This is a genomic window from Cupriavidus sp. 10L45 (assembly GCF_056395225.1).
This window is the reverse complement of sequence record NZ_JBFTJC010000021.1, coordinates 40,327-52,349: the sequence shown is the minus strand read 5'-3', so window position 1 is coordinate 52,349 and position 12,023 is coordinate 40,327. Positions and strand designations below refer to the sequence as shown.

9 protein-coding genes are annotated in these 12,023 nt (G+C 64.5%); 6 read left to right on the top strand and 3 right to left on the bottom strand.

Going from position 1 to position 12,023, the window contains the following annotated elements:
* Positions 1 to 179: 179 nt before the first annotated feature.
* The 5 genes from AC1DFU_RS27005 to AC1DFU_RS26985 all read left to right on the top strand — a co-directional run bounded on the left by AC1DFU_RS27005 (position 180) and on the right by AC1DFU_RS26985 (position 7,537).
* Positions 180 to 1,841: a T6SS phospholipase effector Tle1-like catalytic domain-containing protein gene (locus tag AC1DFU_RS27005; protein WP_441593715.1), complete on the top strand. Its 1,662-nt coding sequence runs from the start codon at positions 180 to 182 to the stop codon at positions 1,839 to 1,841.
* A gap of 15 nt (positions 1,842 to 1,856) precedes the next feature.
* The gene (locus AC1DFU_RS27000) at positions 1,857 to 2,108 is read left to right on the top strand and encodes a PAAR domain-containing protein (RefSeq protein ID WP_092301675.1); all 252 of its coding nucleotides are present in this window, start codon (positions 1,857 to 1,859) and stop codon (positions 2,106 to 2,108) included.
* A 10-nt stretch (positions 2,109 to 2,118) separates the two neighbouring features.
* The gene (locus AC1DFU_RS26995; protein WP_441593714.1) at positions 2,119 to 3,351 is read left to right on the top strand and encodes a hypothetical protein; all 1,233 of its coding nucleotides are present in this window, start codon (positions 2,119 to 2,121) and stop codon (positions 3,349 to 3,351) included.
* On the top strand, positions 3,351 to 6,785 hold the full coding sequence (locus AC1DFU_RS26990; protein ID WP_441593713.1) for an ImcF-related family protein: 3,435 nt from the start codon (positions 3,351 to 3,353) through the stop codon (positions 6,783 to 6,785). The genes AC1DFU_RS26995 and AC1DFU_RS26990 overlap by 1 nt, the downstream gene beginning before the upstream one ends.
* A 110-nt stretch (positions 6,786 to 6,895) precedes the next feature.
* The gene (locus tag AC1DFU_RS26985; RefSeq protein ID WP_143093946.1) at positions 6,896 to 7,537 is read left to right on the top strand and encodes a hypothetical protein; all 642 of its coding nucleotides are present in this window, start codon (positions 6,896 to 6,898) and stop codon (positions 7,535 to 7,537) included.
* A 13-nt stretch (positions 7,538 to 7,550) separates the two neighbouring features.
* Here the strand turns inward: AC1DFU_RS26985 and AC1DFU_RS26980 are convergent, their stop codons facing one another.
* The 3 genes from AC1DFU_RS26980 to AC1DFU_RS26970 all read right to left on the bottom strand — a co-directional run bounded on the left by AC1DFU_RS26980 (position 7,551) and on the right by AC1DFU_RS26970 (position 10,414).
* The gene (locus AC1DFU_RS26980) at positions 7,551 to 8,024 is read right to left on the bottom strand and encodes an aminoacyl-tRNA deacylase (RefSeq protein ID WP_092301669.1); all 474 of its coding nucleotides are present in this window, start codon (positions 8,022 to 8,024) and stop codon (positions 7,551 to 7,553) included.
* A 37-nt stretch (positions 8,025 to 8,061) separates the two neighbouring features.
* Positions 8,062 to 9,000, bottom strand: a complete 939-nt coding sequence (locus tag AC1DFU_RS26975; RefSeq protein ID WP_441593712.1) for a LysR family transcriptional regulator — start codon at positions 8,998 to 9,000, stop codon at positions 8,062 to 8,064.
* Positions 9,001 to 9,100: 100 nt separating this feature from the next.
* Positions 9,101 to 10,414, bottom strand: a complete 1,314-nt coding sequence (locus tag AC1DFU_RS26970) for an MFS family transporter (RefSeq protein WP_092301665.1) — start codon at positions 10,412 to 10,414, stop codon at positions 9,101 to 9,103.
* Positions 10,415 to 10,818: 404 nt separating this feature from the next.
* Between AC1DFU_RS26970 and AC1DFU_RS26965 the strand changes: the two genes are divergently transcribed.
* Positions 10,819 to 11,976 (top strand): acyl-CoA dehydrogenase family protein, encoded by a 1,158-nt coding sequence (locus AC1DFU_RS26965; RefSeq protein ID WP_441593711.1) that lies wholly within the window; start codon positions 10,819 to 10,821, stop codon positions 11,974 to 11,976.
* Positions 11,977 to 12,023: the final 47 nt, after the last annotated feature.

Genomic DNA, 12,023 nt, shown 5'->3' with positions numbered 1-12,023 from the left:
CAGGTGCGATTCGTCTCCGTGCCTCCCTATCGGCCAGACGAATTGGGAAGGTTTGCCGTGCATTTTCTGCGCGACGGCAATGTCAAGGTGTTCGTGACGATGATGAATCTTCACCATCCTGACTATCCCTTGAAGGGCGATGAAGCTCGATTGTAGCCAAACCTATTGGAGAGAACGACATGCCTTACAGCATCACGCCGCCGCCGAACATGCCCGCAAGTGGCGTGCGCGACCTTACACCACGGGAGACTATACAGCGAGCCAGGGCAATGGCCTGCATCCGAAAAAAAGATCCTGCCCAGTGCGGTGGCCAGATATATGTGAGCCTCTTCTTCGACGGCACGGGCAACAATATGGACTGGGAAGAGCCAGGCCTCGGCACCACTCAGATGGCGGCGGGGAAACATAGCAACATTGCTCGCCTGTACAAAGCGAGTTTTGAAGATCTTAAATCTGGTTTCTTTTCCCAGTACATACCAGGAGTCGGCACCCCTGTCCCTGAGATTCGCGACACTGGTGGCTCGCTTGGCCTTGCGGCGGGGTATATGGGCGCGGACAGGATTAACTGGGCGATACTGAGTATCCTGGATTCGGTACACGAGTACCTGACGGAAACTACCTTGTTCGGCACCGGTCAAGTTGGAACCGTCGCTAACCTAGCGAGCAAGACTGGCTTCGAAACTCGATATCGCCGTAGGGTGATGGACACCTGGGAGAAGCGACTGGAAGCGGTCGTAAAGGACCGCGAGCGCAAGGTCACGCACATCAACATCGCCGTGTTTGGCTTCTCTCGTGGCGCGGCCACGGCGCGCGTGTTCGCCAACTGGCTCCTCCAGTGGCTGGAGCAGGAGGATGGCGGCTACCGACTCGCCGGCATTCCGTTGCGCATTTATTTCATGGGCCTGTTCGATACCGTGGCGTCGGTCGGCGTGGCCGACATGCTGCCCGGTTTCGATGGCCGTATGGACTGGGCGACGCCCGCGAATCTGGATATCCATCCCGCCGTGGAGCAGTGCGTCCACTTCGTGGCGCTGCACGAACAGCGCGCGAGCTTTCCGCTTGAGCTTGCCGCACGTGCCACGCAGGTGGCGTATCCAGGCATGCACTCCGACGTGGGTGGCGGCTATCGTCCCGGGGAACAGGGCAAGGCGATGCCCGGCGGCGGTCTGTCGTCGCCACATTTGTCCCAGGTTCCGCTTATCGACATGCATCATGCCGCGCTCGTCGGCGGCGTACCGCTCAGGAGCATGGAGGAAATCAAAGCCGCTCCCCTCATTGCCCCAGACTTCGATTGCCCGCCGGCACTGGCGGCCGCAGTGAACAACTTCTTCGACCATTGCGGGATCAAGACGTCGGCGAAGGGCAAGGATGGCGTGGTGGCCGTCCTTCGATCCCACACGCTGCAATACCTGCAATGGCGAGACGGCCTTCTCCGGCCGGGTCGTCTAATGGAGAACCGACGTTTCTTCAGAGAGGCACACCTGAGGACCGACCGGGCGCAACTACGGGAAGCCCTCAAGGATTTCACCGCGCAGCTTGTCGACCTCCGCGTCTGGGCCCAGGACACCGGGGTTGCAGCAGTGGCGCTCGATGGAGTGGCGAGATTGAATCCCATTGCCGGCGCCGTGCTTCGCACTACGCGAGGCCGGCGCGCCGGACCCGTGGATGCCGAGACGCTCCGCATGCTCGAAGCGGTCAGCCTTGGCGCCACATTGCCCCCCGCCGTGCAGCACCTGATGGACGACTACATCCACGACTCGCGGGCCGGCTTCCGGATTGGCGGAATGATGGAGCCGAGGGAGCTGACCGATGGCTACTTCCGCTATCGCCGTGTTTTCTGAATCGGGAGGACGGACATGAGTGATCTCATCCGATTGGGCGACGCCACCGATCACGGCGGCAAGGTGGTCAGCGCCTCGGCCACCATGCGCTACGACGGCCGCGCGGTGGCACGCATGGGCGACAGCGTGTCGTGCCCCCGGCATCCGGAAGTGCGTCCCAACCTGATCATCGAGGGCGATGCTTCCATGCAGGATCATGGCGTGCCCATCGCGCGGCACGGCCATCGCGCCACGTGCGGGTGCAAGCTGATTTCAAGTCTTCTGTGAGGCCCGGCCCATGACAGTGGAATTGCCGCGTTCAACGCTCGACGCCGAGCCACCGGTGCGGCCAGCAACAGCCGTGTGGCTGTGCTTGCTGGCCGCCTTTCTGGCGGCTGGCGCCCTCTTGACCTTGCTGGCGTGGCCCAAGGACGCACCGACAGGAACACCGTGGTTCTGGATGTGCCTGGTCGGCTTTCCGTTGCTCGGGTGGTGCGTGCTATTCGGCTTCCGGCTCCACTTCTACGAAGATGAGATGAACCGTCTGACCGCCACGGCGGACGCCCGGCAGCGCGAATTCGAAGCTGCCGTGGCATTCGGCGCCGAGCCGCTAGCGGTGCTCCACGCCGCGTATCTTTGCGCGATGCGGACCGGTTGCGCATCCGGTCTGATCCTGGAGCGGGATTCGGTTCTCGTTGCCCACTCGCCGCGCCCGCATCTGCCGCCGGTTCGCCATTCCAAGCTGCCGCTGGCCGAGGAAGTGGAGCCGGGTGGCCGCTATGCGGAAGTGTTCGAAGCCATTCTCGGACAACTGGAAATGCCGCTACGCGCGTTGCCCCCGAGCGTGCCGCTGGATGTCACGTTGCAGGTGTCCGATGGCGTCGATCCGGCGCCGCTTCGCCACGCCTGGCAGACATGCTGGACAGCCACGGGCCTCCATCATGTTGAAGCCTCGGTCCTCCCAGCCAATGATGGGCTGATGGCGCTCGATGCCTGGCTAGACGAGACGGGTGGCCCGGCGCTGGAACGATTCCGCCTCTTCGTTGCCGTCCAATTGCACGAGACGCCGCCACAGAACAGCGCCGAGGCGGCCGTCGCGCTGCTATTGGGCTGGGCGCCATTGGCGGAGCGGCTTGAGCTGCCCGCCATTGCCACGCTACATCGGCCTGTGGCCGCCGCCCATGGCCTCGCCGACACCATCCGGACAGCCGCGCTGTTCGGCCAGATAACGCCGGATGCCTTGACACACCTGTGGCAATCCGGCCTGCAGAAGGCCGAGAAGGCGGCCATGCTGACCGAGGGCTCGGATATCGCCTTGGGCGCGGTGCAGACCGATGCATTCGCCGGCGTGCATGACATTGATGCGGCGCTGGGCAACCCTGGCGTGGCCACCCCATGGCTTGCCGCTGCACTGGCTGTAGAGAATGCCCGGCAGCGTGGCGAGCCGCAATTGATTGCGTGCAGGGAAAGCACGCTTTGCCTGGCAGTCGTACGCCCCCCGGCTGGCCCCAAGGAACAGGAAACAACGTGATGACACATCCAAAGAGCCGGGGGTACACCATCGTGGTCTCCGCCATGACGGCGGCGGTCGCAGCCACGGCATACCTGATGGGCGATGGCAGCGAGGCCGCCCGGCGGCAAGCGGTCATTGCGATGATCGTGGGCGCCGCAGTGCTCCTGATGCGTGGTCCGGTCGCCGCGGCGTGGAAGGTGCTGGCCGCCCGATCGGCCCGAGACACGCCGCACCAGCGCGATCCGGCAGCGCGCCGGGGCAGACGGGAGCCCGGCGATGTGGCACTGAAATCGACGGAATATGACAGGCTCAAGCAAGCGTTGCAGGACCCGGGCGCCCGTCATCTGCCTCGTCTGCTGCTGACGGGCGATGACGCCGTCATTGCCGAGTTGCTGCCGGGCATCGTCAACGACCGCTGGCAGATTACCGAAGAAGCGCTTCTGCTGTGGAATCAGACCGGGCCGGATGGCCAACCAGACCGCGCCTGGCTGGATCGACTCCGCAAGCTGCGGGCCGCGCCGGTGAGCGCCATTGTGTTGGTGACACATGGGGAGGCCGATTTACGACCCCAGCGCCGGGGAATCGTCACGCTGGGCATGCGGCTGGACCACATTGCGAAGTCGCTACGCTGGGCGGCGCCGGTCTACGTGCTCGACGTCGCCCGTATCCATGACGTGGCCGGCGACGGGCCCACGTCTGTGATCGGGTGCGAACTGCCGCCGCGAGCCAATGCGGCGGCCATTTCCGTTGCCTTGGGTGAACTGCGGAGCCGCCTGGCGACGCTCGGGATTGAAGCGTTGATCGAGAACGGCCGCGACCGCTTCCTTGCACAGCTATCCCAACGCCTCGACATCCGTGGCAAGGCGCTGGCAGACTGGATCTTCGGCATGAATGCCCGGCCCGGCACTTTCATGCCGATCCGGGGTGTCGTCTTTGCGCCGGGACCAGGCGCGATGTCGGGCGGATCGGGCTACCATCCCGCTGCAGTCCTGCCGCTTTGGCGCTATGTCGGCGAGCGTGCCAACCGTATTGGCGGTCGCCGCATCGGCTTCCATCCGGTCACCGTCTTCTCGACCATCGCGCTTGTAGCCATTGGTCTGTGGAGCGCCGGGATGTTGCTCTCCGGCTTCCAGAGTGCCCGCAGCATCCATGCTGCGCAGGAAGCCGTCGATGCCATCGCCGCCGCCCCCAACACCGCCGAGCGCCTTCGTTCGCTGCTTGGCCTGCAACACGAAATCGCGCACTACGCGCCTGATGCCGGCCACCTGGCATCGATCTCCACCCGCCTCGGCCTCAATCGCGACGCCGCCATCGCTTCCGCGCTGTGGGAACTCTACGCCAAACATAGCCGGGAACTGCTTGTCGCGCCGATCCAGCAGAATCTCGAAGATGAACTCGCCGAGCTGGCGCAGGTCCAGGCCGCTGGCCTTGACACGCAAGCCAGCGATTGGGCGCTCCGTGGACGAGAGAGCCTCAAGACGTATCTCATGCTCGCCAACCCGGAACGCGTCGAGCCGGACTTCCTCAAGACCCAACTCGTCCAGTACTGGCAGACCGATGCCCGCATCACGCCGGGCGAGCGCGACGACCTGGCCGAGCGCCTGCTCAAGTTCCACGCCGACCACTTCAAGTCCCATCCTGACTGGCGCATCTCCGCACGCCCGGAGTTGGTAGCAGGCGCGCGCCGGACAGTGCTCGCGGTGATCGACCAGCGCAACGCGCAGGACACGCTCTACAGGCAGGTGATCGACGGGATTGGCGGCCGGTTTCCCGACCAGACATTGGCGTCGCTGACACTCGGCACCGATGCACGCGGGCTGATCCGCGCGAATGCGCTGGTGCCGGGCGCCTACACCCGGCAAGCCTATGAGGACCATGTGGCCGAGGCAATCGAAAGCGTCGCCAAGCGCACGCAGGTCACAAGCGATTGGGTGCTCTCGGGCGCTAGCGCGCCACAGCAGCCTACGTCACCCGCCGACCTCCATGCCGCATTGACAGCCCAGTACTTTGCCGACTATGCCGACCACTGGCAGCGCTTCATGAACAGCCTGCAATGGGAGCCGGCGCCTACGCTGCCGGCCGCCATCGATCAGTTGAAGCTGATGGCGGACGCCCGCCAGTCGCCGGTCATTGCGCTGATGACCTCGCTCGAATATCAGGGCCGGGCTGGAGTCCGGGCTGACTCGCTGTCCGACACGCTTGTAGCCAAGGCGCAGGACATGCTTGGCAAGAAGCCGGCTGGGCCGAAGCGGGTGAAGCCCGCCACCGCCGGTCCCTTGGGACCATCATTCGGGCCGATCACCCGGCTCGTGGCGCAGGATCAGGCCAGCGCCGGCGACCTGAGTCTGCAACGCTTTCTCGAGCGCGCCACGGCATTGCGGCTGCGGCTGCAGCAAGTGAGCAACAGCCCGGACGCCGACGCCCAGGCTCGTCAGATGGCGCAGGCGCTGTTCCAGGGCAAGGCGTCCGAGTTGGCCGATACCCAGGCATATGCCCGGCTGATCGCCGCCAGTCTGGGTGCAGAGTGGGCGAGCATGGGCGAGGCGTTGTTTGTCCGCCCCATTGCCCAGGCGACGCAAACCGCGCTCCAGCCCGCCCAGGCGAGCCTCAACGCGGCCTGGCGCGAGAGCATTGCCATGGCGTGGGGCCGCTCGTTCACCGGTCGCTATCCGTTTGCCGACACCGCCAACGACGCCTCGCTGCCCGAGTTGGCGCGCTTCCTCAGGCCACAAGGGGGGCTGATCCAGGGTTTCCTCGCCGCGCAGTTGGCCGGCGTGCTGGAACTGCAGGGCGATCAATGGAAGCCTGCTGCGACGGGCGGACAGGCAGTGGCATTCGATCCGGCCTTCCTGGACGCGATCAACCGCCTCCAGCGGATAGGCGTGCGCCTGCTCGCACAGGGCGAGCCGCGCTACCAGTTCGAACTCAAGCCGATTCCCGTGTCTGGTCTGACCGATACGATACTGACGCTCGACGGCCAGCAACTTCACTACTACAACCAGCGCGAGACATGGCATGCCATGACCTGGCCCGCCAGCAGGCCAGACAGCCCAGGCACCCGGCTGCAATGGCGGACGGAAGCGGCCGGCACCAACAAGCACTATGAGTTCACGGGGCGATGGGGGCTGGTGCGGATGCTCGAGCGCGCCAGCGTCGAGGCGATCGACAGCGGGACGTTCCAGATCACTTGGCAGGGCTCACCCGACAGACTGGTTTCGAATCTTCCGCCAGAACCCGATAGCCTGATGCCCCGCGCAGCGATGCAGCCTGTGTCGAAGGACATCGCCTATCCGATCCGCTACCTGATGCGCACCGAACTCGGCCAAGGGCCGTTGGAGCTGCTGGCATTGCGCGGATTCGTGTTGCCGTCGCGCATCTTCGCCGATCGCGCGCCGACCGCATCGGCGTCGCCCGCTTCGAACCAGACTTCAGGTCTGCGCCCCGTGCCATAAGCCAGCGGCGCTGAGAACATTTGGCACACATTTTCGGAGAATGGCGATGGTAGTGCCCGGCATGGCACTGCAGTATGCGTGGCGTTGCTTTCCAACCTCACCGGACGCGCATGCAAAGACGACATTTTCTGGCCGCATTGGCGGTATCGACCGTAGCCACCAGCGGCTGCGTCACGAGAAAGCTGTTCAAGGAAATCGACAAGCCGAGGTTCCGTGACTACCAGGAGACGGCGAGTCAGATCCTGATCTCACAAGACAAGAAGTCCCTCGTCGTCCTCGGGAAGCGCTATCACTATGTCATGGCGGCGCCGAAGGGCCTGGTCGAGGTCATCCAGTCCGCGCTCCATCCGCGTGTGCGCGCAGTGTTCAGTACCTTTACCGTGGACCTTGACGGCAACGTCATGGGACGCTTGACGCTGAAGGCCGCCGACGCGTTCACGGCGGAGGAAGTGGCGCTCGCCGTCGCCCTTGGTTTTCCGAAGAATTGCGGGACGGAGCGCTGTGGCGCCGCGCAATATACGATCAAAGGCAAGCGGTACGCCGCCGGTGATACCAAATACCCGGATCCGGCGACGCCGTTGAACCAGTCCTACACCATTCCAGTCCGCGAAGAACTCGGCGCCGGCGCCAGGAACGCGCTGGTTCTGCTGACGCCGGTTGCCGTCGCGGCGGATGGTGTGCTCGTGCTTGTCGCGATACCCCTGGTCGCAGCCTTCGCGGTTTATTACGTGGGCAAGGAGAACGTGAGGTGATGCGAGTGTGTCCTCACATCATCCGATGCGAAAACCTCCCCCGTTCCGCGTCCGACATCAGCGCCATGAACTGGTCGCGTTGCATGTGCACCAGTTCCTCGTGGTCGCCGGCTTCGAACCAGATTTCGGGTTCTTCCATCAGGCATTCATCCACATAGGTCGGCATGCCGTAGGACATGGCCACGGGCGGGATGGCGCCGAGGTCGCAATCCTTGAAAACCTCGCGGATCTCGTCCTCGTGGGCCAGTACCAGGTCACGGCCGGTTTGCTCGCAGATGTCCGAAAGCCGGAGGTGGTGGCTCGAAGGAATCACTGCGGCCACGTAGCCGGCCTGGTCCTCGAGCAGGACGGTTTTGGCCAGCCGGTTGCCGGGTACATGGGCGGCCTGGGCGGTGGCCATGCTGCTCAGGCTGTAGGGGTGACGGATGATGTCGAACTGGCTGTTCATGCGGCTGAGCCGGCCAGCCAGGGTGTTTGCGATTGCCATGATTGCCTGCCTCCTGCGCCAGCACGCGCCGGTTGTCCTAGGTCTTTTCAATATAGGTCTTGGCGTCGCGCATGCGGGGCCAGATCGCCTGGAGTTCGGTCTTCAGGAAGGTCAGCAGGTAGCGCGTGGCCATGGTCTGGTAGCGGTTCGGCATGGTCAGCAGGTACAGCTTGCTGCCGAAGACGCTGATGCGGTAGCCATCCAGCAAGGGCACGAGGGTGCCCTGCGACAGTTCCTCACCGATTGCGTACATCGGAAAAATGCCAATGCCGAGCCCGCCGACCACGGCGTCCTTGAGAAACGCGAAGTTCTCGGAACTTAGCGTCGGAGCGAGCACCACCTGTTCCCGGGCGCTGTCCTCGCCGCGCGTGCCGGAGGCCTTGAGCTTCTGGCCTATCGGAGAGGCGCAGACGATGGCGTGGGCCGTCAGGTCGCCCAGTGCCGCCGGCGCCGCGCGGCCCGCCAGGTAGGACGGCGCGGCGCATACGACCCAATCCACCTCGCCGATCTCGGTGGCCACCACGGAGTCTGGCGGCGTGGAAATGATCCGCAGCGCCACTTCCACGTCCTCGGACACAAGGTTGTGGATGCGGTTGTCGAACACCACGTCGAGCGTGATGTCCGGGTAACGCTGCTTGAACTGCACCAGCAGCGGCGACAGCAGGCTGTGGCCGAGGCCGGTGGGCACCGACAGTCGCACATGGCCCTGCAGGCTCTTGCCCATGCTGCTGATCAGCGCGTTGGCGGCGGCCACCTCGCCCAGGATGTTGCGTCCGTGCTCGTACAGGCCGGCGCCCACGGGCGTCGGCTCCACGTGTCGCGTGGTCCGCCGCAGCAGTTGCACGCCGAGTTCCTCTTCGAGCGCCTTCAGGTGGTAGCTGACGTTGGCGCGCGTCATCTTGAGCTTGCGGGCGGCGGCGCTGAGGTTGCCGGCATCGACGATGTCGACGAACAGGCGCAAGGCGTTGAGATCCATGGCGGCGGGGTGGCGGAGATGAGAAAGGGTCCGAAGGCCCACCAAAGAAAAAGGGGCCCGGAGGCCCCTTAGTTTGCCATGCTCGCCCGGAGGCGGATGGTCAGTGCTCGTGATGCAGGTACTTGGCCTGGCGCGGCAGGCGCAGGCTGACGAAGAACGCCAGCACCATCATGCCCGTGACGTACCAGTAGAACGTGGTCTCATGGCCCATCGACTTCAGGCCCAACGCCACGTACTCGGCCGAGCCGCCGAAGATGGCGTTGGCCACGGCGTAGGCCAGGCCCACCCCCAGCGCGCGCACTTCGGGCGGGAACATCTCGGCCTTCACGATGCCGCTGATCGAGGTGTAGAAGCTCACGATCGCCAGCGCCACCGAGATCAGCACAAAAGCGAGTTCCGGGCTCGATACGGTGCGCAGCGCGGTCAGGACCGGCACCGTGACCAGTGCGCCCAGCGCGCCGAACATCAGCATGTTGTTGCGGCGGCCGATGCGGTCAGACAAGGCGCCGAAGATCGGCTGCATGCACATGTACAGGAACAGGCAGCCCGTCATGACGTAGCTGGCGGTCTTGATCGACATGCCGGCCGAGTTGACCAGGTACTTCTGCATGTACGTGGTGAACGTATAGAAAATCAGCGAACCGCCGGCGGTATAGCCCAGCACGGTGAAGAACGCCGCCTTGTGGTGGCGGAACAGTTCCGCCACGCTGCCGGCTTCCTTGCTGTTGCGGCTCTGTGCCGACGAGGTCTCGTGCAGCGTGCGGCGCAGCAGCAGTGCTACCACGGCAGTAATCGCGCCGATCACGAACGGAATGCGCCAGCCCCAGGCCCGGAGTTCGGCTTCATCGAGCAATTGCTGGAGCACCACCACCACCAGCACCGCCAGCAACTGGCCGCCGATCAGCGTCACGTACTGGAACGATGAGAAGAACCCGCGCCGGCCCTTGAGCGCCACTTCACTCATATAGGTTGCCGTTGTGCCGTATTCGCCACCCACGGACAGGCCTTGCAGCAGTCGCGCCAGCAGCAGCAGTGCCGGGGCGAGGGTGCCGATGGTGGCGTAGGTCGGCAGGCAGGCAATCAGCAGCGAGCCGAAGCACATCATCACCACCGAGATCAGCATCGAGTTCTTGCGCCCGTTGCGGTCCGCGATGCGGCCGAACAGCCAGCCGCCGATCGGTCGCATCAGGAAGCCGGCGGCAAACACGCCAGCCGTATTCAGCAGCTGGGCAGTCGGGTCGGCTTTCGGGAAGAACGACGGCGCAAAATAGATGGCGCAGAACGCGTAGATGTAGAAATCGAACCATTCAACGAGGTTGCCGGACGAAGCGGCAACAATCGCGAAGACGCGTTTCCTGGTCTCCTCTGGGGAGGGTGCCGTGGAGGTATCGGCGGTTGAGGCGATTTGAGTCATGGACCTTCTCTTTCTTGGCGGCGAGGGGCGCCGCTGGGATCGGGGCGCGGGCGGAGCCGCGGCAGGCTGGCAAGCGGGGGCCAGACGCGCGGAACACACCCGTGGGTTGTGCCCGGGTAGCGTACTCCGAACGCAACAAGGTTGCCCAGCCGATAGCGGCGAATAAGTCACGTGGCGAATGCATCACCACTTGCCGGTATTGGGTTTCCGGGCGATTGTTCTGCAGGGTGGATTGTTTGTTCTGCATGCCGCACTAGGCGTGACAGCGAACCAGCGGCAGGCACGCCGGTGATTGTCAAATTGTTTTATCCCTTCTGTCCAAGCCTGCGTGGATTGTCAAATCGGTCAGGCGGCGTACCATTGACGCCCATTGTGTCTGACCCGCATTGACCCGGAGATTTGCCATGGCCCTCGACGCCGAATCGTTTTCCCTGCTGCGCGCCTCGGTGCAGCGTTTCATCGACGAACGGCTGAAGCCGGCGGAAGACACGCTGGAAGAACTGGACGAAGTGCCAGCCGAGATCGTCGCCGACATGAAGGAGATGGGCCTGTTCGGCATCTCCATTCCCGAGAACTACGGCGGTATCGGCCTGGCCATGTCGCAGGAATGCGATGTGGTCTATGACCTCGGCCATACGGCGTTTGCGTTCCGCTCGGTGTTCGGCACCAACGTGGGCATCGGCTCGCAGGGCATCCTGATGGACGGCACCGAGGCGCAGAAGCAGGAATACCTGCCGAAGATCGCCAGCGGCGAGCTGATCATCTCGTTCGCGCTGACCGAGCCGAACGCCGGCTCCGACGCCGCCTCGCTGCAAACGCGCGCCGAGCTGGATGGCGACCACTACGTCATCAACGGCACCAAGCGCTTCATCACCAACGCGCCGCGCGCCGGCGCCTTCACGCTGATGGCGCGCACCGGCGGTCCGGGCGCGTCCGGCATCTCGTCGTTCATCGTGCCCGCCGATACGCCGGGGATCTCCCTCGGCAAGCCGGACAAGAAGATGGGCCAGCGCGGCACCAAGACCTGCGACGTAGTGCTGGAAAACGTGCGCGTGCCGGCGGCCAACATCATCGGCGGCGTGCCGGGCGTGGGTTTCAAGACCGCGATGAAGGTCCTCGACCGTGGGCGCCTGCATATCTCGGCGCTGGCCTGCGGCATGGCGCACCGGCTGATTACCGACGCCGTGGCCTATGCGAAGGAGCGCAAGCAGTTCGGCAAGCCCATCGGCGACTTCCAGCTGATTCAGGGCATGCTGGCCGACAGCCAGGCCGAGCTATACGCGGGCCTGTCGATGGTGCGCGACTGCGCGCAGCGCTACGACGCCAAGCCTGCCGGCAAGAGCGACCCCGAAGTCAGCATGCTGGCCTCGTGCACGAAGATGTTCTGTACCGAAATGGTGGGCCGCGTGGCGGACCGCGCCGTGCAGATCCACGGCGGCGCCGGCTACATCGCCGAATACAAGGCCGAACGGTTCTACCGCGACGTGCGCCTGCTGCGCCTGTACGAAGGCACCACGCAGATCCAGCAACTGATCATCGCCAAGCAACTGCTGCGCGACTGATGGCCAGCGCCCGGCCTCCGGGCCGGGTGCCATGCAACCCGCGACGA